The following is a 21,991-nucleotide window of genomic DNA, read 5'->3' as shown; positions in this document are numbered from 1 at the left end:
ATTTAGCTAGATTACAATACGTTTTTCCTGGAAGTTTAAACGCCCCCATTGAAACAGTACAAAATATTTATTATTAACTAAAAAGAGAAATTCAAATGCAATGTAATTTTTGCCACAGAGAAGGGCTTGCTATTTTACCAATGAGAGCAGCCTTGATTCCTCATAATAGCCAATTTACTTTTTTACCCCAAAACATTGAAATGCCTGTCGATGCACAGGGGGAAACAAACTATACCGCAACGCTATTAAAAGAGGGCTATCTTTATATATTTAATGAAAAAAATCAAGAATGGATATCCTACTACTGTACACCAAATGGATATTACAGTTTATTACTTCCAAACAGCACCGAATTCAAATCTTCACTATTAGCTAAAAATGAACCCTGCTCAGATAAACCCTTAGAACAAGCTAGATCACGATTAATCACATTACCCATGGATAAACCAGGTATAACCGATCGCAATACACAAAAAAATAATTCGGATTATTATCAGCATATTGCAGGTATAGATCCCGTTTATGGTTATTCCTATGAAGGTGATGTCTATGTGGGTGAAACAGAAAAGAACAGTGGTTCAACAGCTGCTAATTTTTAGTCGGTCGATTTTGGGAATAAACAACGGCAAATCAATGCCGAACCGTTTATCTTTACCACGGAAGGTGATATTGATTTAGGCGCAGAAAATGAGCGGCTTTATCAACAAGAGCAGATGGCGCAAAGTACAGTAGATGAGCATATCGACCTGCCTGCAGATTTCAAATTTAGTCGTACCCCCTATGTAGTGTAGGTAGGTTTTTAAATACTCAGCAATTACAGGAATTACAAACTTATATACAGCAATCCCGCCCAGATATTATTTTGATATCAGCTAAGTATTATCGTCTCAGGCCACTAATTACTCGGAATAAAACCGCTGCAGAAAGTACACCACCTAAACAGGAGCGAAGTGGGAAACATTCGTCTATCGTTAATAGCCTAGATACGCCCAAAAAGCTTATGGCGTTTGATTTAGCGATCGGGGTATGCCGCAGTTATGATGATAAAGATTTCTGGTATGCATTGCTGCATATGGCAGATTGGCGGGATCCGCAAAATCCGGATGAAGATGCCAAGCACTACTATCGTACTGGGGAATTGCCACCTGGTATAAAAAATGCCATTAATAAACCCGGACGTTTTTTGGATAAGATACCCAAGGTGAGCAACGAGTTTACCAACAAGCCCAATAAAATAACTGCATAATTAAGTTTAACTAATCCATTAGGGGCAGTTGTTTTTTTGGGGGGGATATGTGGAATATGTTAGTGGACAATAAATTACAATGGCCGATGCCTGCGCCTGATTTATCAGCGGAACGTTAAAAAGGAAATTATTATGTTATCTACTCTTGGTTCGTTGGCATGGTTGGTGCCCGTTTGGAGTGGCCTGTTATTGTTACTGCTGGCCCTTGGATTGCTGGTAAAGCACCATCGCTATGCGGCAGTGGTGTGTGCGGTATTGGCCCTTATCGCACTCATTCCTTTATTGCCTGTCACAAAGAAGCGGCTCAGTAATCGCCCCCCAGAGCAGGTGATCTATCGTTTTGATGATCACCGGTATCTATTGCTGATTGGCCGACGTTGTGAAGGCGCATTATGGTATATGGATCCGAAAAAAGGGATCACAGCAGATTTAGATACTCGCTTTTTCCGTATTTCGTTTTATCGCTATATTCACCCGTCAGTTAACTATATTGCTATACCGGATCAAGCTATTTCTGAAATAATGGTCTCCAAAAATGGAGGTAAATCCTTTACCTCGTCCCGTTTTTCACCCGGTGGTGGGGGACCTGAAACCAAAGGGATGAATAGGCCTCATGTGGACGATATTGCTTCTTTTACAGTTGTTGGCGATCGCGGTTATTTTTTAAATAAAAATAATGATCTGTTTCTTAGCTCCGCCCCATTCGGTAGCCGTTGGGGGCTGGATTATGTTTCGTTAGCCTCGTTATTAGAGCATCGGCAAACTATCTCCGGAGAGGATGACTTTCAAAATCCTCCGCATCAGGTGCTAGAAGTAAAGGGCTATACTGGCTGGGATCATATGCAATGTGATTTGGATGCACCCTCACCGATGGAGCCAAACCCGCATTATGAATGGCAACAAACAATTTACGTTGTATTTGCCTACACGATTGCGGCACCTATTTATTTGGGGTTGAAGTAAGGAAACTTATTGATTAGGATTTTGGACGTTATAGTTTTTTGAAACTATAACGTCATGATAAAAGAGGATTTTAATTGAACAAAATTATTTGGATTGGTTTACTTACCACGTGTTTATCAGGCTGTAATGAAGCGGATCCCCAAGATATCTTAGTGGAAGCCTTGGGTTTTATAGTATCGCCGCCAGAAATGAATGCTGAACGCCCCACGAAAGCAGAAGTGCAAGCGGTATTGGCGGAAAAGGTCAATCAAAAAGGCTGCGTAAAATCGTGATCCTTTGCAATCTTCCCGATCCAAAGCCCGTATGAACATACACAAAATACCCTGAAAATAATAGAAAAAAGCACCGGGTTAATTCAATCCACACCAGACGGATTTGTTCTAACCGAAAAAGGCAAGGAATATTACGATGCGACTAAATCGGGATTCTGTTTTACCAACTATTTTGTCGTATCAAAAATAAGCATACTCCCTTACTATATGACTATGCCTACATTATTCTCCAGCTCATGGTGGGTTACCTTTTCACTCAAACCAAATCAGATGGCAGAGTGGGCCACAGATCAGGAGTTTCGTAAAGTGATTTCTTCTCCCGAGCCAAATTACGACAGGGGAAAAGAATTTTTTGTCACGGTGCGTATGGCACGCAAACAAGGGGATCCTACACTCTATTTAGTGGATCGTTATGCAGATTACCATATTGGTAGACTCGATATGGGCTTAAGAGTAAAAATAGAACAAACCAAAACGGGGCGTTCTTATGATACAGACTTTCCATAAATCTAACGTGGTTATTTGACAAAATAATTTTATTCGACAATAGAACATAAGGACCTTTTATGCGTGGTGTAATTCGTTTGGGCGATCCCCATAGCCATGGTGGCGAAGTAATTTCCGCATCTGGGCAGATGTTTGTAGGCAAACCGGTGATGTTAATCGGTGATGTAGTCAGTTGCCCTGAACACGGTAAAAATCCTGTCAATCAAGGCCACCCGACTTGGACAATGATGGGGAGAAATGTGGTGCTAGATGGGCACCAATCAAAATGCGGTTGCACACTGCATACCACCTTACCACAGACAGGAGCCGACTAATGCAATGGCAACTCCCCGCGATAGAGATTAAACCACGTCCTAACCCCCCTCGATGGTTATTGTTAGCACTTATTGCCGCCACTTTTGTTATCGTAGGCATCATTGTCGCACTCTACTTAACCACACAAGATTCAACACTAATGGGAGTTCGTTTTTGGCAGTATTCCGTGATCATTCCAATATTGATAGTCGGTGGGGGAGGGTGTCTTATTTACGATCTACATCAGCAGAAAGTGATTGTATCGGATAATCCAGCAGGACCGAGTTCTGGAAATCAAAAGGTCACGCTGAGTTATCACGGTCAAAGCCCCAATCATAAATTTACTACTAAACGAGGGCATATCAATTCTTCCACACAAGACGACCCTTAGATATTAGCTATGTATCGCAAACAAGATGCCATCACTCCAGGCTTTAACTTTCGTTGTGTGATCCACAGTGCGCCATTAGAACCAAATGATCGTGTTGTTGAGGCAACGAAAAAATAGTCTGCGTTGCACGTATTGCATCCAATAGGCAAAAGCATCTCTTTAGGTAGTAAGGAATTTAATTATGCACAACCGAGAACGATTACTGCTACTCATGCCTATAAGCCTCATATTGCAAGGGTGTGATAGTGGCCCAAGCCAAGCAGAAAAAGCGTTTGCAGAATCCGTCTTGAAAGATATGGTGCCGATTGAAGGCGGAAGCTACGAAATGGGGGATTTTATTGGTGTCTATACCGTGGGCGGAGTACCCGATAATAAGCCGATTCATGCGGTGAATTTAGCCGATTTTAAAATCAGCGCGTATTTAACCACGTGGGCACAGTATGAGCAGTATGCCAAGCTTAGGGGAGTGCATGTCAAAAAGATCTCCACAACATGGGAAACGATGAATGCAGTTGAAAATCGTAATGCCCCAACGATGGCGGCTTCAGTTACTTGGCAAGAGGCTCAGGATTACTGTCATTGGTTGGGTAAGATGACTCATCAAGATATTGATTTACCGAGTGAAGCACAGTGGGAGTTTGTAGCCCGCAACCGTGGGCAGAAAGTTTATTTTCCTACTGATAATGGAGAGTTTGAGATGGGCAGGAATGTTGAAGAGGGGCAGTATGCAGCACCAGTGGGTAAATTTCCGCCCAATCCGTTGTGGATTTATGATTTAGTAACGGATGGAACGGAATGGATGTTTGATTGGTATGATAAAGATTACTATCAATACAGCAAAACAGATAACCCTGCTGGGTCAAGTTCAGGGAGCCATAAAGCCACCCGTAGCGCTTTTGGAGCATCCCCTAATTTTAAATTTACTACTAAACGTGGGCACATTAATCCTTCTACGCAAGATGATCCTGAAATATTAGCAATGTATCGAAAAGAAGATGCCATTGATATAGGCTATGCCTTTCGCTGTGTGATCCACAGTGTGCCATTAGTGCCAAATGATCGGGTTGTCGAGGCAACGAAAAAATAGTCTGTGTTACACGTATTGTATCCAATAGGCAAAAGCATCTCTTTAGGTAATAAGGAATTTAATTATGTACAACCGAAAACGATCACTGCTACTCATACCTATAAGCCTAATATTGCAAGGATGTGATAGCGGCCCAAGCCAAGCAGAAAAAGCATTTGCAGAATCCGTCTTGAAAGATATGGTGCCGATTGAAGGCAGCAGCTATGAGATGGGGGATTTTATAGGATTATATACGGTAGGCGGTGTGCCTGATAATAAGCCTATTCATCCTGTAAATTTAGCAGATTTTCAAATAAGTGCGTATTTAACCACGTGGGCGAATTATGAACGGTATGCCAAGTTCAAGGGAATACATATCAAACCAATTGCGAAACATTGGGAGACAGCTTCGTCGGTCGAAAACCGTAATGCTCCCACAATGGCCGCGTCTGTCACATGGCAGGATGCACAGGATTACTGTCATTGGTTGGGTAAAGTGACCAATCAAGATATTGATTTACCGAGTGAAGCACAGTGGGAATTTGTAGCCCGCAACCGAGGGCAGAAAGTCTATTTTCCAACGGATAATGGAGAATTTGAGATGGGACGGAATATCCAAGCCGAACAGGACGCCGCACCAGTAGGTAAATTTCCACCCAATCCGTTGGGAATTTATGATTTAGTCACTAGCGGAACGGAATGGATATTTGATTGGTATGATAGGGATTACTATCAATACAGCAAGAGGGATAATCCAGCAGGACCGAGTTCTGGAGATCAAAAGGTCACGCGGAGTTATCACGGTCAAAGCCCCAATCACAAATTTACTACTAAACGAGGGCATATCAATCCTTCCACACAAGACGACCCTGAGATATTAGCTATGTATCGCAAACAAGATGCCATCGCTCCAGGCTTTAACTTTCGTTGTGTGATCCACAGTGCGCCATTAGAACCAAATGATCGTGTTGCTGAGGCAACGAAAAAATAGTCTGTGTTGCACGTATTGTATCCAATAGGCAAAAGCATCTCTTTAGGTAGTAAGGAATTTAATTATGCACAACCGAAAACGATTACTGCTACTCATGCCTATAAGCCTCATATTGCAAGGGTGTGATAGCGGCCCAAGCCAAGCAGAAAAAGCGTTTGCAGAATCCGTCTTGAAAGATATGGTGCCGATTGAAGGCGGAAGCTACGAAATGGGGGATTTTATTGGTGTCTATACCGTGGGCGGAGTACCCGATAATAAGCCGATTCATGCGGTGAATTTAGCGGATTTTAAAATCAGCGCGTATTTAACCACGTGGGAACAGTATGAGCAGTATGCCAAGCTTAGGGGAGTGCATGTCAAAAAGATCTCCACAACATGGGAAATGATGAATACAGTTGAAAATCGTAATGCCCCAACGATGGCGGCTTCAGTTACTTGGCAAGAGGCTCAGGATTACTGTCGTTGGTTGGGTAAGATGACTCATCAAGATATTGATTTACCGAGTGAAGCACAGTGGGAGTTTGTAGCCCGCAACCGTGGGCAGAAAGTTTATTTTCCTACTGATAATGGAAAGTTTGAGATGGGACGGAATATCCAAGCTGAGCAGGATGCAGCACCAGTGGGTAAATTCCCGCCCAATCCGTTGGGGATTTATGATTTAGTGACGGATGGAACGGAATGGATGTTTGATTGGTATGATAAAGATTACTATCAATACAGCAAAACAGATAACCCAGCTTGGCCAAGTTCAGGGAACCAGAAGGTCACGCGCAGTTATCATGGTAAAAACCCCGATCAAAAATTTACCACTAAACGTGGGCACATTAATCCTTCTACGCAAGATGATCCCGAAATATTAGCAATGTATCGAAAAGAAGATGCCATTGATTTAGGTTATGCCTTTCGCTGTGTGATCCACAGTGTGCCATTAGTGCCAAATGAACGGGTTGTCGAGGAAACGAAAAAATAGTCTGAGTTAATAAAGATGTGCCAGAGCGTTTAAAATATAGCCCACCGGAAAGTAAAGCGTCTGCCATAGAGGGGTGACAATGCTATTTTGGCTTGATCAAATTGATAATTAACAATACGTGATAAAATTAAAGGAGTTGTACGTGAGTGATTTATTTAGGCAATATGATGCCGCCTACAGCCAATTTACCTTTTATGATGGTGAACCAGATCGGCAGGTGTTGCAAGTTGGGCTGACGGGAATGTTTCGTTTAGGTGATGGTGGAACACCACTTGGGCGCAAACGTATCGCTGGCATATTCAATTATTTTCATAAACAGTTCGGCCAGCATTTGAAGTATGGCTATTTTACTGATCCTAATCGCCTATTAAAGTACGGTACAAGGACAATGGAGGAAAAACAAAAACAGATATTATCGCAAAATGGAGGATATCTAGACTTTAGGTGGAGTAGTGGAGATGATCTTGAATTAGTCAACAATTATGAATTTAGTGCATACTCCTCTCCTGAATGGTTCGAAAAAACTCATAAAGATGTTTCTGTTGTTTATTTTTATATTCCGTTACAAACTTTAAAAGATAATGCTATTGATTTTGATGAATGGATTAGATCTTTTTGTGAAATTTTACAGCCCCTTTCTGGTTTTTTTGGATTGGCATTACAACAGTGTTATGCAAACTATAGATATCAACATATTGAATTTGAGGTAGCTCAAAAATTCTTAGGTCTGCATATTATTACTGGTGGTTGGGATAAAGAATTTCGAGATGGAATTGATTCAGTTAATTGGTATACTTTTTTTAATCGAAACTGGTTAAATCAATTAGGTGATGAAGCGGCATTAAAGCATACCCTCAATGATGAACGTATTAAGATACTTCCTTATGAAGATGGGATGATCATTAAAGCGGGAGAATTACCTGAATTAGGTTGGATAGAAGAGGATCCCTATCCAGAACTTTATGTGAAAGTAAATCATGCCCTAAAACCGATCCGCGCACCAAAAATCGAAAGTTTAGGGTATGGTTCTATTGCAGGTGAAATTCGATTTAATGATCGAACCACAGCAGAGTGGTTAACACGTTTTGATAATGCAACGTTGCCATCTATCGTTTCTTGAATCAGGTAAGTTTGTCTCTGGTATAACTGATGGCTTTGGCTTCACCAAAATGATTTTGAGTTAAAAACCTGAGAATGTGGTTAATGTGGTTATAGACCTTCTTATCGATAATCGACAATTAACTGAATGATAGGGATATTAGATAAAGCACTCCATTCAGCAGAGGGGGTGACAATGCTATTTGGGCTTGATCAAATTGATAATTAACATTACACGATAAAATTAAAGGAGCTGTACATGATTGATTTATTTAGACAATATGATGCCGCCTACAACCAATTTACCTTTTATGATGGTGAACCAGATCAGCAGGTATTGCAAGTTGGGTTGACGGGAATGTTTCGTTTAGGTGATGGTGGAACACCACTTGGGCGCAAACGTATCGCTGGAGTATTCAATTATTTTCATAAACAGTTCGGCCAGCATTTGAAGTATGGCTATTTTACTGATCCTAATCGCCTATTAAAGTACGGCGCAAAGGCAATGGTAGAAAAGCAAAAACAGATATTATCGCAAAATGGAGGGGATCTTGAGTTCAGTTGGAAAAGTGGAGATGATCATGAATTAGTCAACAAATATCAATTTAGTGTATATTCCCCTGCACAATGGTTCCAAGACATTCATCAATCTGTTTCCGTTGTTTATTTTTATATTCCGTTACAAACATTAAAGGATAATGCTATTGATTTTGATGAATGGATTAGATTTTTTTGTGAAATTTTACAGCCCCTTTCTGGTTTTTTTGGATTGGCATTACAACAGTGTTATGAAAGGTATAGATATCAACATATTGAATTTGAGGTAGCTCAAAAATTCTTAGGTCTGCATATTATTACTGGTGGTTGGGATAAAGAGTTTCGAGATGGAATTGATTCAGTTAATTGGTATACTTTTTTTAATCGAAACTGGTTAAATCAATTAGGTGGTGAAGCGGCATTAAAGCATACCCTCAATGATGAACGTATTAAGATGCTTCCTTATGAAGGTGGGATGATCATTAAAGCGGGAGAATTACCTGAATTAGGTTGGATAGAAGAGGATCCCTATCCAGAACTTTATGTGAAAGTAAATCATGCCCTAAAACCGATCCGCGCACCAAAAATCGAAAGTTTAGGGTATGGTTCTATTGCAGGTGAAATTCGATTTAATGATCGAACCACAGCAGAGTGGTTAACTCGTTTTGATAATGCACCGTTGCCACCTGAGACAACGGTACCACCGACGGTACAGAGAGAAAATTTGTCAGAAAATCGTGTTTTTATTATGCGTGAATCTGGTGAAATTGCTCCCCACAGTGGATTATGGGCCACTCTTCAGAATGGTGTTTCAGAATATCTTGAAATTGATGAAAATACTGTTATACCGGAGTGGTTAAATAAACGGGATAATAAAATGTATAAAACAACATGGACGTTAATACGTCGAGAAGACGGTGGTGACTGTACAGTGCCTAGCAATTAGTCTTCTGTCAGGGGGCGAGCAAGATTTTTTATCGAGCATTGATTTACATCATTATTTAAATTACTGCTTTTGGTTTACTTTAATTTCCCACAACACCTTACTTATTGAAATAATAGATAAAGATGGATTGTAAGTTAATGTATGCTCACGCCCTGAGTCTTCTGTTACTTTCAAGGGAGGTAATCTGATGAAATTCTAAGTTTTAAATATGTTTTAGCCTAAATTATGAAATGATTGTTTCAATATTCGTAAGAGGAAATTTTAATTAAGGGCCAGATTCAGTATATGTTTTAGTCATTAAATATCGTAAAGTAGACACAAACATAGAAATTTATTCCGTCTATATTTATATACGAGATACACTAGATTTTATGAATGATGAAGGTGGGATCAATTACAACAAGGAATATCAAACATCTAATAGTGGTGACTCAAGTAAGGAGAAGGATGCAGACCAATATCTAGGTCACTGGAATCAAGATGGATTTTTGATGGCGCCACTCTCTTATTGGGGGACATCAAAACAACCTATTTTGAACCCTAATATTACTTTTTTAGGATATGATGGGAACATAACCCCAGATATATTAGAGAGACCCAATGCCCTTTATTACTGCGTTAGAAATAGCACATACCAAGAATGGCGCGACAAGCATAATGCTGGTGGTGATTTAGTCTCATTTTCTAATATGGTTGAAATTCTTCTTTCCCGTCCTTTTACAATTAGGTTTTAATATGAATTTAAAGATAAAGAAATCGCATAAATACTTGATTATTTGCACAGCTATTTTTTGGGTATATTTTTATTTACTAGGTGAAAAAGACAGTTGTTCAGTTATCTTGCAGCAACCAAAATCATGTGAGCTCACGACTGAAATGCTATCTAGTATCACAATGCATACTAATATTAAACCTGATGGTGCATCGTTAAGCGCAACAAGCACAAAAAAAATATTTTTATGTGATATAAAGAAAAAATTACTTAACGATAATTACTGGAAAAATACATATTATTTTTTCTTTAACCAGAATAATCTATTGATTAATTATGGTAAGTCAGGTGGAATACCTCTATATATACATGCGATAAATATTGAATTTCCGGAGACATTCAGCACGAGCCGCGGGCTAACAACTTATCCTGAAGAGCCAATTTTACAATTAGGGGAAACAGGTGAACCACCACAATTTAGATTAGATCCGAATGTATTAGAACGAGCACATGCAGCGTTAAAACATCTTTCATGTAAGGTATTCAATTAAAACTGTTAGAGTGTGCTGATAAAGTCCCACTTAGTTCAGTTTTTTATTGTCACTAAATATGGTCAAATTTCGAAACTTAAAATTTAGGAACCTCTATGGTTTGGAAAATTTATGATGAAAACAAGTACCAGAAACCAAGTGAAATAAATTGGCTACTGTGGCGATAAATGTCAAGCGACCGGTCCGATTTTTTTACTGCTATTTGCATTATTTTCTTTGACTGGGTCAATTACTTTACAAGTAATTTTGATGATAATAATATAAAAAGTGGTTCATTATTTTCTCAAATGGTGATCAGCGCATATTTACCCATTTTAGGATATAAAATTATCCTTGATGAATGTATCGAGATGCTAAACGTTAAAAAACTAGTGGAAAAACATTATTTTGTCAGAGCATATTATTTAAACCAGAAATCAATCGAAGAACTTTTAGAAGAAGCATACATTAACGCAAATACAGATGGATTAGTGAGCATCTCGCGTGAGGCACCCGATTATAGTGTGTTACCATGGCAAAATGTAGTCGAAGCAATAGGAGAAATTAATGCAATTAATCCGGGCATTGTTATTAAGGCTATGGATGAAGTTCCATACGGCTTTAGCGCTCCATTAATGAAATTTTATTCACAACCAACAGTTACTAATATTCCATCTCGTGCAGTCGTATTTGCGAGTGCAATTGCCAGTCAAAAATTAATCCCTATGATTATAGAAGCTAGTTATGATGAGCTTGTTAAAATAATTCAGGTAACGCGAATTCAAGGTAAATATCCTTTAAGTGAAGCTAAAAAAATCACCAAAAAAATTCTTAAAGATAATAACATATCTAAAAGAGGTAAGCATGGTAGGGTGGCTTTTAAAACCTATCTTTACATAGATCCAACCACAGATGGATCCATCAAACATTTATCTAAAAAAGAACGTTTAGCCGCATTTCGTCAGGCATTACAATTAAGCCCAGAACAATATGTAGCAGAGCAAGCCAAAAAAGTTGAAATACAAAATGCAAAATTTGAATACAGAAATGTGCTATTTGATGTTAAAGTCAGCGGCGTATCTGCAATTATCCAAGCTGCTATTTTATTTCGTACTGCCGAATCTGCCTTTGCTGTTGATGCGAGCAATGAAACTACTCTTCGTTGGGCCAGTGGTGCGTTTACTCTTGGTGGTACAATTCTGGCTGGATTTGAAAGTGCGACAAAAACATTCTCATCCCTTAAGGCAGCTGCAGGAAGATTGTGGGTTTTAATACCTATTTACACAGGTAGGGTTTTCATTTTAACTGCAGGTGCTATTTCGGTAGTTTACGATCTAAAACACGCTTTGGCTGAATGGTCCAAAGGTAATAAAGGAATGACTTTTTTATACGGAATGTCAGCCATTTCAATGGGGGTCTTAACTGTGATAGGTGCGAAAGGAAAAGGTGATGCTCGTGTTGTATTCATTGCGTTGGTGGTTTATTTTTTTTCGCAATATTTAATTGCCACTTATACGGATAATGAAGTTCAAAAATGGTTGCAACGTTGCATGTGGGGTAAAAATTCCGATATAGATTTAATTCCATTTGGTACGTTTGAACAAGAACAAGCTGCATTTAGCCAATTAATTGAGGAAACAATATGAAATTAGATGGCTTATTACCCAAATACAAAGTCAACCGCCCATTAAGTGCGAATGAAAGAGCAGGAAAATTAAATCAGTCAAAATGGCAAGATCAACCCTTTAGTGATCTGATGGAAAATGGTCATGGTAGTGTAATTCGATTAAATTCTACCTATTTGGAAGTGGCTGATCGGCATTACCTTTGGAAAGGGTTTATGTCAATGGCTTTTCTTGTAATGTTAGTACCCTTATTAGTTATGGTTGGAATGGTTTTTTTTATTCCTCATTGGAATGATTTTGAGGGGGTATTTTTTTCATTTCTCATATTATTGATTTCAATAGTACCGGGGGCTTATTTAATCCGTATGCTTCTAACGGAATTTTTTAGATGGACGCATTACCCCGTTCGTTTTAATAGAAAAAATCGACGTGTCTATATTTTTGGTTATGACGGTAAAATTAGAATCGCTGAGTGGGATAAGCTCTTTTTTACCGTAAGAACTGACATACAAGATTTTTACAAGGATAAATATATTTGTTGCCATGTTTTATCTGATGATGATAGTACAGTGTTATATACGTTTAGTTTGCCAATTGAAACATCAGGTTCAAGCTCCTCAGAAGGCTTAAATATGTACTGGAATTTTTTGTGTAACTATATGAATGGTGACATTCAGGATAACGTTGCTGTTATGAGTGTATGTCCGCCGATTGAAGGACGTAAAGAAGGCTTTGTTTATGGTTTATACCATTGGGCACAAATTTTAGGTAGATTTTGGCCAGTTTTATTATTCACTTTTCCCCTTGTGATTACTCATGCGCTTATCCGTTATCTTGTGATGTTGACATGCAAGGTACCTAAGTGGAGTGAAGAGGTTGAGGAGGAATGTGTGGTTGATCCAGACGACGCAGTTAATCTAAGTGCGGCAACGAATCCAAAATCTTTATTAAGTACATTTCGATTCCCTAATAAAGCAGAGCGCACTGCGATTTTAGCAAGACGTGATGCGTTGCGTGCTAAGATGGATGCACAGATATCTAAAGATAAAAGAAAACGGCACGTAGTATTAAAAGACCTGTTATAGCTTGTATCAATCTAAATAAATTCAAGTGCCAAGTGATATGATTAAATTTTTCGCATTCAAAAGCATTGATATCTACTGCTAATAATAAAGATTAAATTATCATCATTGCTAAAGGGGGGCTTCTTTTGATATGTGGTGGATTTTACGTAATGTTCGAAGTTGATAAAATCTAACATATCACTGATAGAAATATTTATGTAAACATTCGTTAGTACTTAAGGAATACACTATTAAATATCAATAATATACCTAATTAATTTATACCTTAAATATTATCCTGATAAATCCAAATTGTTATATTTTTAGCGGTTTTATCCCGAAATTATACATTAAAATAGCCAATTTCTGTTCAACAAGGTTTATAAGTGAGCAAATAAGTTTTAATTTAAACAATGCATTATAGGTGTATTGTTTAAAATTTAATCTTTAATCTTAAGTGCCTACAAATGTTAATGTAAAAAGCGCAAAAGTGGTCAAAGGTGGTCCTGCTTCAATACAAATAAGTTAATGACTCTAAGGTATAATGATGACAATATACCTTTTTACAGAACGTTTAGCTAACCACCGTTTTGCACTTGCTTCTCATGAATTAATTGAAATGTAAACGCATCTTACTATTAATTAATAGATACTAACCAATACAGTACCTGAACAATGAGCGCAAATGGTAAATTTTGAGATATTATCCATTTGGCGAAGAAATTTCCCCAGAATGCTATTTTTTATTTGATGTTCCGAAGTATCACCACTTTGTCAGCTCAAGAATGATTTGGCGGTATTATGTTCCTCAATTCATCGCACCATTTAACATATAAACAATCCTTACCTTTACTGCTGCGCTCAATTTTGTGTTAAATAAGTTATACCGAAAGGGAATAGAGCACATTCGTGAATAGGCATTATTCTCGAATTAGTTTTTGTGAGTAGTCATTGAACAAGGAGTTTCAGATGCAGTGTAATTTTTGCCGCCGTGAAGGGCTCGCCATATTACCAATGCGTGCCGCGCTCATCCCCAAAAATAGCCAATTTAACGCTTTACCAAAAAGTATTGAAATGCCAGTAGCTCCGCAAGGTGAGACTGATTATACCGCAGCATTATTGAAAGAAGGCTATCTGTATATCTTTAATGAAAATACGGCAGAATGGATATCATACTACTGCACATCAAATGGCTATTTCAGTTTAATGCCTCCTGGTGAAGTAGAATACAAACCACCATCATTTTGTAATAATGAACCTTGCTCAGATAACCCCTTAGAACAAGCTAATTCTCGTTTAATCACTTTGCCGATGTATAACAAAAGTGGTAAATATGGTGTATTTTGGTTTGCGTGGTCGCCTATAAATTGGACTCAAGCTGTATTAAAACGCAATAGCGAACCAGCAATTTATCAAAACTTTATGCAAAAGTTTGATATGGATGCATGGATAGGTTCAGGGAAGGAATTTAATACGTTACCAATTATGCAAAGTCTACCATTTATCAATGATGAGCTTATACGTGCACCAAAAAAAATTCCTGTACATATTACAAGTTGGCATTTTTTAAAAAAACAACAAAATAGTGATTTAATTAAAGCAGCAGAACAGCTTAGTCCGGAACGAGCTGCAATGATAGTTTTACAAGAACCGACCTCAATAGCCTTTGATTTATCAGTTCTATTAGAAGAACGCATTCTAAATTTCCGTACTGCAACAGTTGAAAGACAGAGAAAACTTAATGTAACTGAGTTTGTTGAAAGTTTTAAGGGATACCTTAAAAAAGAAGCAGAAAACGATGTCATTGAAAGATTAATACTTAAGAGTGTGTGGCGTGAAGACTTTGTAGACCCTAGATATTATCCAGAAATTGACTTGCTTGATACACAGTATGATCTTGATGCTTCACCTGATAGTAAGACGCTAGAAGAATATGATGATGCGGTAAATGATATCTTGGTAGAAAAGAAATTCAATGAAAAGTATGCTCATTTAGAAAAATATTTAAAACTAATTGGAAAAACACCTGAAGTATTACTTTCAGAAGTTGAAGCCGAATTTAAATTGAAGTGGAGTAATTACAGCCAATTTTATGATGAAAATGCAGCAGATAACTTTAAACAGTCTTTTGAAGCAGAAATGAAATTATTTGAAAGCCAAATTATACAACCAATGAAACAGATGCATACAGCATGGTTAGTTAACCCCAAAATGTGCGATTTTTTTAAGCGAAATTTTAATGAGCAGTCAGATGGGTATACCGTTAGGTCTGGGGCAATGTATACTGAAATGGTGCTGGCAATTTGCGCAGGTATGCAAAATAGAGTACCAAAAGGTAATGGTCTTGAAAATGATCATATTTATAAAGAGCTAGTTAAAGATCCTCGTGAGCCAGATAACTTTATTGCTCGAGCAGGATATTTGAATAATGAAGAATGGATTCAAAATGTAATGGGGTTGATTGACGTTTCAGATCCTACTACCGAAATCCCATGGCAGGGATTCTTTGATGCTTATAAATTGGTGATTGATCAACTACGGTTGAGCGAACCAAATGTCATGATTACGATATCACGTTATATAACAGTATTTGCTGGGCATTTTACTCGGTTTATTGAAAATTTTGCGAATGGCACGGGAAATAAACTTAATGGGCTACTTATGTGGGTAAATGCTATTGAGGGTAAGACACTTCTTATTGTTGATGAAACAATGACGAGAACGCAAGCAATTGAAAAAGCAGCCAAAATTATCCATAAAAATAATCCTGCTTCACCTAATAAAGTAAAACAAAGTAGGTTATTTGTTTCAATATCAGATGAGTTAGCAAAATCTAAAGTATTTGGTTTGATTAATGATGAAATAGTGAAAGTTCGTTACATTGTACGAATTGATATAAAAAGTATTGAAGGGTTTAGAAAAATTTATGGTACGAGGTCTCTTGTGACCTATGGTAAAGGGATGGCTAAATTCATTGATAGAGGCTTACCTAGTTGGCAAAACACGATTGATAAGTTTTCTCTGCAATTACAAAATTTTAGTTGGGGGCAGCCTAAAACAAAGACTGTTTCTTTTGGAAATGTAAGTGCTGGAATATTTTCAATATTAATTCAATCTCATATGTTAATCTCAATCATAAAATCTGATGGTGGTAATTTAATGAAACGGGGTGATGTTGGAGCTCGTTTTGCCGGGAATCTTATGATTGCTGCGAGTACCGCGGTGGGAACAATGGAAAGTTACGTGAATAATATGACATTGATAAACCCTGGATATGAACCTCCGTATAAAATGTTAAAAAAAGACGGAAATTTTTTTAAATGGGGAGCTAGATTAGGTGCGGTGGGTTCATTTATTGTCGCTACGTTAGATATTTTAAAAGGTATCAATTCTAAAGAAGAAGGTTATTTTGATGAAGGCTTTGCATATTTTATTTCAGGAATTGGAGGAGGAATGGTTGGCTTTGGGGTATTTGGGTTTTATTCTGGACCATTAATTTTTGTAGGGATAATTTTATTGATTGGTTCTGCAACTTATTTATTTTTTAACCAGCAAGATGATATGCAAAAATGGCTGGAACGTTCAATTTTAGGGATAATTAAGCATGAAAATGTCACCATGTTTCCAACATTAAAAATGGAAATAGAAGCCCTCCAACAATTTACCGGATAAGGACAGCATAATGAAACATAGCATCGCACAAAGGAGCATTGAAGGACCAGTGAATCGCCCTCTGACTAATTTTGAACAAGTAAATCGGTTAGATAATCATATACTTGGGAAGGGGATACCTCTTTACCAATCAAATGCGATTATACGATTTAATTCCACTTTTTTGGAAATTCCACAAGATGGGTTCAGTAATAATCGTTTTGTATTTAGCTTTTCTGCATTATTTCTTTTATTTATGATTGCAGCGTTAATATACTTTATGGCTTCTTTTTTTATGGTCAATGCAAGCATTAAGTACATATTATTACTATTGCCGTTTTTGTTAGGATTAGGATTTCTTGAATATTTAATATTACAAGTTAGTTTCTTTAACTATACCCATCGCCCAATTCGATTTAATCGTAAAAAGCAATGTGTACATTTTTTTCGTTTTAATGGCACACAAATTACTGTGCCTTGGAAAGATATTGTGTTTACCTGTAGTAAAAAAAATAGTCAACCCTGCATTTATGTTACCGCCAATATTATTGATAAAGAAACAGGTTTTATGACGGAACGTTTTTTTTTGCCTGAAATGACAACTTCATCTCCCTTTTTCCATCCCCCAGCAGATCGATATTATTATCCAGATTTAGTCTCTTTATGGGCGTTTATAGTGGAGTATATGGAAGGCGATAATCTACCTAAATTAAGTGGTTTGGTGTATTACTGTTTGCCATTTGATAAAAAGAAAGAGAATATATATTGGAGCTTTTTGATGTCTTTGCGTTTACTTGATCCTCAATTCAGGACTTACTATTTTAATATATTCTTTATTGGCGATTTACTCTTCTTTCCAATCAGTTTTCCGATACGAGTGCTTTCTACTTGGACAAACAAATTACCTAAATGGCGCCAAGAGATTGAAGCGCAGTGCCAAGTTGATGCATATGATTCTATTAATTTAAGTAGCGAGACTAATCCAACAGGTTGGAAATTATTCCGTTATGTTACTGGTATGTTAAAGCCTGAAGAGTTTCGCAGTTGGTTAAAAGATATGGAAAATTCAGAGAGTTTAAGTCGCCAATAAATAAAAAAGCTAAAAGGCTAGATAATTTCGTTTTAGGATGGATTTACTCTGCATTGAAGGGATATTAAACTAAGATAAACAATGGATTACAAAATAGAACGCAGATGTTATATGACGCATTTTGTTAGTACTACAGTTTATAATTGCTACTTATACGGATAATGAAGTTCAAAAATGGTTGCAACGATGCATGTGGGGTAAACTCTTTGATACGAGTTTAATTCCATTTAATACATTTGAACAAGAACAAGCCGCTTTTAACCAATTTATTGATGAAACTATATAAGATTAAACGAGGAAACTGTATGAGATTAGATGGTTTATGGCCCAAATATAAAGTCAATCGCCCATTAAGTGAGAATGAAAAGGCAGGAAAATTAGAACAATCAAAATGGCAAGATCAACCTTTTAGTGATCTGATTGCAAATGGTTATGATAGCGTAATTCGATTAAATTCTACGTATTTGGAGGTGGTTGATCGGCATTACATTTGGAAAGGGTTTCCTTCATTAGCTTTACTTGTGTTCTTAGTACCTCCATTAGCGATGATTACTATGGTTGTCTTTATTCACCCTAAAATGAATGATTTAAAGGGAATATTGGCTACAATTGGTATGTTGTTAATCTCAATAGTATGGGTAATCGCTGTTATTTATGTGCTTTTAACTGAGTTTTTTAAGTGGACGCACTATCCCATTCGTTTTAATCGAAAAAATCGACGAGTCTATATTTTTGGCTATGACGGTAAAATTAGAATCGCTGAATGGGAAAAACTCTTTTTTACCGTAAGAACTGATATGAAAGATATGTTTAAGGATAACTATATTTTTTGTCATGTTTTATCTGATGATGATAGTACTGTGTTATATACGTTTACTTTGCCAATCGAAACCTCTACTAAAAGCTCTTCTAAAGGCCTAAACCAGTATTGGAATTTTTTGTGTAACTACATGAATGGTGACATTGCAGATAACGTTGCTGTTATGCGTGTATGTCCGCCGATTGAAGGACGTAGAGAAGGTTTTGTTTATGGTGCATACCATTGGGCACAAAGTTTAGGTGAAATTAGGGCATTTTTATTATTCACTTTTCCTCTCGTGCCTCCGCTGGCGCTTACCCGTTATCTTGTGATGTTGACGTGTAAGGTGCCAAAGTGGAGTACTGAGGTTGAGGAGGAATGTGTGGTTGATCCAGAAGATACAGTTAATCTAAGTGCGGCAACCAATCCAAAATCTCTATTAGGTACATTTCGAATTCCAAACAAAGCAGAGCGTTCCGCGTTTGATGCAAGACGTGATGCTTTGCGTGCGAAGATGGATGCACAGACATCTAAAGATAAAAGCAAACGGCATGTAGTATTAAAAGACCTGTTATAGCTTGTATCAATGCAAATCGCATCATATAGCAACTTGACGACTTAGCGAGCATAAGAATGATCACCCTATTTTGATAGATGGTGTAATACAAAACGCCACAGTGTTAGCTAACAAGGGGAGTCAAAAACATCCAAAATCATAATGAGTCAGTTCTAGGGAGCGCCCCCATGTCACACCGATCAGAAGAAAAATCCTTTCAACAAAGTGAAATAGAGACTAGCTATAAGCTAGTAAAAGAAGATTTAGAGAACCCACAGCAAGGCGAAACGATGAAACAGTGTTTTTTAACGCGCCAATCACGTTATCAACCACAAGTTAAATTATGGGAATATGATCTACCAGAGAAAGACAATATTCAGGAATTTAAACCGCGTGCGTTATTTTTGAATTCACTCACGGAGGAATATTGTGAATTACCACAATTTTATCCTTATTTATGGGGGGGGATGTGGTTTCCTTCTCTACTAACATTTTTATGCTCATTTGCCCCTTTCTCATTATTTTATATGCTACTTTTAGATGGAAATTTTTTGAAATGGTTGCCAGGTATTATAATGTTTTTTTTAGGTTGGCTTTTATTGATGAGCCTCGCATATTACATGTTCAAAGTTTACCTCTTACATCCCCGTGAAATCCCCATACGCTTAAACCGCAAGCGTAAAAAAGTCTATGTCTATCAATATAATAAAAAATACAATCCTTATGCAAAATGGACGACCACCGTCAAAGTGCATGACTGGCAGGATGTGTATGGGGTGATCACTGCACGTGTCGGACGGTATGATCAAGGGTATCGTTTAACGTGTGTGGTCTGCAAACCGGGTACAAAAGAAGTGATTGATGAATTTGTCTTGGTTGGGACAATCGGCAATATCAAGCAACTGAGTGAAACATGGAATTTTTGTTGCCGTTATATACTCGGTATGAAAGTCCCTGAAACGCCGTATTTCACTGGTAATCCGACTACATCAGAGGATCCTGCACGACTTGCAAAACTCATTAAATGGCCACTGGAGATTGATATTGAATCGCGTACCACGCCACCGCCCAAACGCAGGCGCAATGAGAAGCAATATTTACAGCAAGAAGCACAACCACAACCGGAAGATTAATTCGATATAGCGCGAGAATGTAGAACGATGACACATCTAGAAGAAAAATCCTTTCAACAAAGTGAAATAAAGACTAGCTATAAGCTAGTAAAAGCAGATTTAGAGAACCCACAGCAAGGCGAAACGATGAAACAGCGTTTTTTAACGCGCCAATCACGTTATCAACCACAAGTTAAATTATGGGAATATGATTTACCAGAAAAAGAGGATATAAAAGAGTTTAGACCGCGTGCGTTATTTCTTAATGCGATGACCGATGAATATATTGAATTACCGAGATTTAGCGCAGTGTGGTGGAATGCTGGAGAAATAGTATTAATGATACTTTTTTTCAGTTGTTTGGGTACAGTTTTTGGTTTATTTATACCCTTTGTTAATGGGGTTGATTATTTTTTTACTCACCTAGATATGCTATTTCCATTATTATTGTTGTTATTAGGTGTTTGTGCAAACTTTACCCTGTTTTATCACTGCCTTTGTCGTCACATTTCTGAACCCCGTGAAATCCCCATACGCTTAAACCGCAAGCGTCAAAAAATCTATGTCTATCAATATAATAGAAAATACAATCCCTATGTAAAATGGACGACAACCGTCAAAGTTTATGATTGGCAGGATGTGTACGGGGTGATTACTGCACGTGTTGGGCAGTATGATCAAGGGTATCGTTTAACGTGTGTGGTCTGCAAACCGGGTACAAAAGAAGTGATTAATGAATTTGTCTTGGTGGGGACAATCGGCAATATCAAGCAACTGAGTGAAACATGGAATTTTTGTTGCCGTTATATGCTCGGTATGAAAGTCCCTGAAACGCCGTATTTCACTGGTAATCCGACTACATCAGAGGATCCTGAACGACTTGCAAAACTCATTAAATGGCCACTGGAGATTGATATTGAATCGCGTACCACGCCACCGCCTAAGCGCAGGCGCAATGAGAAGCAATATTTACAGCAAGAAGCACAACCACAACCTGAAGATTAATTCGATATAGCGCGAGAATGTAGAACGATGACACATCTAGAAGAAAAATCCTTTCAACAAAGTGAAATAGAGACTAGCTATAAGCTAGTAAAAGAAGATTTAGAGAACCCACAGCAAGGCGAAACGATGAAACAGCGTTTTTTAACACGCCAATCACGTTATCAACCACAAGTTAAATTATGGGAATATGATCTGCCAGAGAAAGGCAATATTCAGGAATTTAAACCGCGTGCGTTATTTTTGAATAAACTTACAGAGGAATATTGTGAATTACCACAATTTTATCCGTATATCTGGTCGGGCTTTGGACTTAATGGTGTTTTGATGTGCTTAATCGCTATGGTACCAATATATAATATGATCCAGGATTGGCTTAATCCTTATCCATCCTTAAACATTAAATTGTCATTTCTAATTTTATGGATGAGGCGAATTCAAGTCATAAGTGCATAGCCCTCGAAAATTTTTTCTCTGGTTATGCCTGTTAGTTCCTCGAATGCTTCATAGGGTGTTCTATAACCCAAACATTTTCTTGGTCTGCTATTTAGTTTATCAATAGCATCAAG

General features: G+C 37.7%; 22 protein-coding genes. All 22 read left to right on the top strand.

Features of this window, described 5'->3' with window-relative positions:
* The first annotated feature begins 95 nt into the window (after positions 1 to 95).
* On the top strand, positions 96 to 599 hold the full coding sequence (locus BMW37_RS13845) for a toxin VasX (protein WP_093322352.1): 504 nt from the start codon (positions 96 to 98) through the stop codon (positions 597 to 599).
* 263 nt (positions 600 to 862) lie between these two features.
* The gene (locus BMW37_RS15775; protein ID WP_281241273.1) at positions 863 to 1,246 is read left to right on the top strand and encodes an effector protein Tle3 domain-containing protein; all 384 of its coding nucleotides are present in this window, start codon (positions 863 to 865) and stop codon (positions 1,244 to 1,246) included.
* A gap of 132 nt (positions 1,247 to 1,378) precedes the next feature.
* Positions 1,379 to 2,209 carry a T6SS immunity protein Tli3 family protein gene (locus BMW37_RS13835; RefSeq protein WP_093322347.1) on the top strand — a complete coding sequence of 277 codons (831 nt, stop codon included), beginning with the start codon at positions 1,379 to 1,381 and terminating at the stop codon, positions 2,207 to 2,209.
* A 74-nt stretch (positions 2,210 to 2,283) separates the two neighbouring features.
* Positions 2,284 to 2,481, top strand: coding sequence for a hypothetical protein (locus BMW37_RS13830; protein WP_093322345.1), 198 nt, complete (start codon positions 2,284 to 2,286; stop codon positions 2,479 to 2,481).
* Between the two features lie 270 nt (positions 2,482 to 2,751).
* Positions 2,752 to 2,988, top strand: coding sequence for a hypothetical protein (locus tag BMW37_RS13825; RefSeq protein ID WP_093322342.1), 237 nt, complete (start codon positions 2,752 to 2,754; stop codon positions 2,986 to 2,988).
* Between the two features lie 77 nt (positions 2,989 to 3,065).
* Positions 3,066 to 3,302: a PAAR domain-containing protein gene (locus BMW37_RS13820; RefSeq protein WP_425441802.1), complete on the top strand. Its 237-nt coding sequence runs from the start codon at positions 3,066 to 3,068 to the stop codon at positions 3,300 to 3,302.
* The gene (locus tag BMW37_RS13815; protein ID WP_093322335.1) at positions 3,302 to 3,673 is read left to right on the top strand and encodes a hypothetical protein; all 372 of its coding nucleotides are present in this window, start codon (positions 3,302 to 3,304) and stop codon (positions 3,671 to 3,673) included. The genes BMW37_RS13820 and BMW37_RS13815 overlap by 1 nt, the downstream gene beginning before the upstream one ends.
* Positions 3,674 to 3,854: 181 nt before the next feature.
* Positions 3,855 to 4,760 (top strand): formylglycine-generating enzyme family protein, encoded by a 906-nt coding sequence (locus tag BMW37_RS13810; RefSeq protein ID WP_093322332.1) that lies wholly within the window; start codon positions 3,855 to 3,857, stop codon positions 4,758 to 4,760.
* Positions 4,761 to 4,824: 64 nt separating this feature from the next.
* Positions 4,825 to 5,730: a formylglycine-generating enzyme family protein gene (locus BMW37_RS13805; protein ID WP_093322329.1), complete on the top strand. Its 906-nt coding sequence runs from the start codon at positions 4,825 to 4,827 to the stop codon at positions 5,728 to 5,730.
* Positions 5,731 to 5,824: 94 nt separating this feature from the next.
* On the top strand, positions 5,825 to 6,700 hold the full coding sequence (locus BMW37_RS13800; protein WP_177168678.1) for a formylglycine-generating enzyme family protein: 876 nt from the start codon (positions 5,825 to 5,827) through the stop codon (positions 6,698 to 6,700).
* 142 nt (positions 6,701 to 6,842) lie between these two features.
* Positions 6,843 to 7,820, top strand: coding sequence for a type VI immunity family protein (locus BMW37_RS13795; protein ID WP_093322324.1), 978 nt, complete (start codon positions 6,843 to 6,845; stop codon positions 7,818 to 7,820).
* 237 nt (positions 7,821 to 8,057) lie between these two features.
* Complete coding sequence (locus tag BMW37_RS13790; protein WP_093322321.1) at positions 8,058 to 9,281, top strand: type VI immunity family protein; 1,224 nt, start codon at positions 8,058 to 8,060, stop codon at positions 9,279 to 9,281.
* 296 nt (positions 9,282 to 9,577) lie between these two features.
* Positions 9,578 to 10,015, top strand: a complete 438-nt coding sequence (locus BMW37_RS13785) for a DUF6402 family protein (RefSeq protein WP_281241274.1) — start codon at positions 9,578 to 9,580, stop codon at positions 10,013 to 10,015.
* Position 10,016: 1 nt separating this feature from the next.
* Complete coding sequence (locus BMW37_RS13780) at positions 10,017 to 10,544, top strand: hypothetical protein (protein WP_093322316.1); 528 nt, start codon at positions 10,017 to 10,019, stop codon at positions 10,542 to 10,544.
* Positions 10,545 to 10,711: 167 nt separating this feature from the next.
* Positions 10,712 to 12,169, top strand: a complete 1,458-nt coding sequence (locus BMW37_RS13775) for a hypothetical protein (protein WP_093322314.1) — start codon at positions 10,712 to 10,714, stop codon at positions 12,167 to 12,169.
* Positions 12,166 to 13,233, top strand: a complete 1,068-nt coding sequence (locus BMW37_RS13770; RefSeq protein WP_093322311.1) for a SoxR reducing system RseC family protein — start codon at positions 12,166 to 12,168, stop codon at positions 13,231 to 13,233. Before BMW37_RS13775 ends, BMW37_RS13770 begins: the two co-directional genes overlap by 4 nt.
* A gap of 948 nt (positions 13,234 to 14,181) precedes the next feature.
* A complete protein-coding gene (locus BMW37_RS13765) occupies positions 14,182 to 16,884 on the top strand; it encodes a T6SS effector BTH_I2691 family protein (protein ID WP_093322308.1) in 2,703 nt (900 codons plus the stop codon).
* 10 nt (positions 16,885 to 16,894) lie between these two features.
* Positions 16,895 to 17,953, top strand: coding sequence for a DUF6708 domain-containing protein (locus BMW37_RS13760; protein ID WP_093322306.1), 1,059 nt, complete (start codon positions 16,895 to 16,897; stop codon positions 17,951 to 17,953).
* A gap of 305 nt (positions 17,954 to 18,258) precedes the next feature.
* Positions 18,259 to 19,329, top strand: a complete 1,071-nt coding sequence (locus BMW37_RS13755) for a DUF6708 domain-containing protein (RefSeq protein ID WP_093322303.1) — start codon at positions 18,259 to 18,261, stop codon at positions 19,327 to 19,329.
* 167 nt (positions 19,330 to 19,496) lie between these two features.
* Positions 19,497 to 20,441 carry a DUF6708 domain-containing protein gene (locus tag BMW37_RS13750; protein WP_093322300.1) on the top strand — a complete coding sequence of 315 codons (945 nt, stop codon included), beginning with the start codon at positions 19,497 to 19,499 and terminating at the stop codon, positions 20,439 to 20,441.
* Between the two features lie 27 nt (positions 20,442 to 20,468).
* Positions 20,469 to 21,425 (top strand): DUF6708 domain-containing protein, encoded by a 957-nt coding sequence (locus BMW37_RS13745; protein ID WP_093322298.1) that lies wholly within the window; start codon positions 20,469 to 20,471, stop codon positions 21,423 to 21,425.
* A 27-nt stretch (positions 21,426 to 21,452) separates the two neighbouring features.
* The gene (locus BMW37_RS13740) at positions 21,453 to 21,878 is read left to right on the top strand and encodes a hypothetical protein (protein WP_093322295.1); all 426 of its coding nucleotides are present in this window, start codon (positions 21,453 to 21,455) and stop codon (positions 21,876 to 21,878) included.
* Positions 21,879 to 21,991 lie beyond the last annotated feature (113 nt).

The organism is Thorsellia anophelis DSM 18579 (genome assembly GCF_900111395.1).
Lineage (GTDB): Bacteria > Pseudomonadota > Gammaproteobacteria > Enterobacterales > Thorselliaceae > Thorsellia > Thorsellia anophelis.
This window is presented reverse-complemented; position numbering and strand designations above follow the sequence as displayed.

Bases quoted from the DNA above. Each gene is read 5' to 3' on its own strand.
- BMW37_RS13825 (WP_093322342.1), top strand. From the start codon at position 2,752: ATGGCAGAGTGGGCCACAGATCAGGAGTTTCGTAAAGTGATTTCTTCT.
- BMW37_RS13765 (WP_093322308.1), top strand. From the start codon at position 14,182: ATGCAGTGTAATTTTTGCCGCCGTGAAGGGCTCGCCATATTACCAATG.
- BMW37_RS13745 (WP_093322298.1), top strand. From the start codon at position 20,469: ATGACACATCTAGAAGAAAAATCCTTTCAACAAAGTGAAATAAAGACT.
- BMW37_RS13770 (WP_093322311.1), top strand. From the start codon at position 12,166: ATGAAATTAGATGGCTTATTACCCAAATACAAAGTCAACCGCCCATTA.
- BMW37_RS13760 (WP_093322306.1), top strand. From the start codon at position 16,895: ATGAAACATAGCATCGCACAAAGGAGCATTGAAGGACCAGTGAATCGC.
- BMW37_RS13740 (WP_093322295.1), top strand. From the start codon at position 21,453: ATGACACATCTAGAAGAAAAATCCTTTCAACAAAGTGAAATAGAGACT.
- BMW37_RS13750 (WP_093322300.1), top strand. From the start codon at position 19,497: ATGTCACACCGATCAGAAGAAAAATCCTTTCAACAAAGTGAAATAGAG.
- BMW37_RS13790 (WP_093322321.1), top strand. From the start codon at position 8,058: ATGATTGATTTATTTAGACAATATGATGCCGCCTACAACCAATTTACC.
- BMW37_RS13775 (WP_093322314.1), top strand. From the start codon at position 10,712: ATGTCAAGCGACCGGTCCGATTTTTTTACTGCTATTTGCATTATTTTC.
- BMW37_RS13800 (WP_177168678.1), top strand. From the start codon at position 5,825: ATGCCTATAAGCCTCATATTGCAAGGGTGTGATAGCGGCCCAAGCCAA.
- BMW37_RS13755 (WP_093322303.1), top strand. From the start codon at position 18,259: ATGAGATTAGATGGTTTATGGCCCAAATATAAAGTCAATCGCCCATTA.
- BMW37_RS13780 (WP_093322316.1), top strand. From the start codon at position 10,017: ATGAATTTAAAGATAAAGAAATCGCATAAATACTTGATTATTTGCACA.
- BMW37_RS13805 (WP_093322329.1), top strand. From the start codon at position 4,825: ATGTACAACCGAAAACGATCACTGCTACTCATACCTATAAGCCTAATA.
- BMW37_RS13835 (WP_093322347.1), top strand. From the start codon at position 1,379: ATGTTATCTACTCTTGGTTCGTTGGCATGGTTGGTGCCCGTTTGGAGT.
- BMW37_RS13810 (WP_093322332.1), top strand. From the start codon at position 3,855: ATGCACAACCGAGAACGATTACTGCTACTCATGCCTATAAGCCTCATA.
- BMW37_RS13815 (WP_093322335.1), top strand. From the start codon at position 3,302: ATGCAATGGCAACTCCCCGCGATAGAGATTAAACCACGTCCTAACCCC.
- BMW37_RS13845 (WP_093322352.1), top strand. From the start codon at position 96: ATGCAATGTAATTTTTGCCACAGAGAAGGGCTTGCTATTTTACCAATG.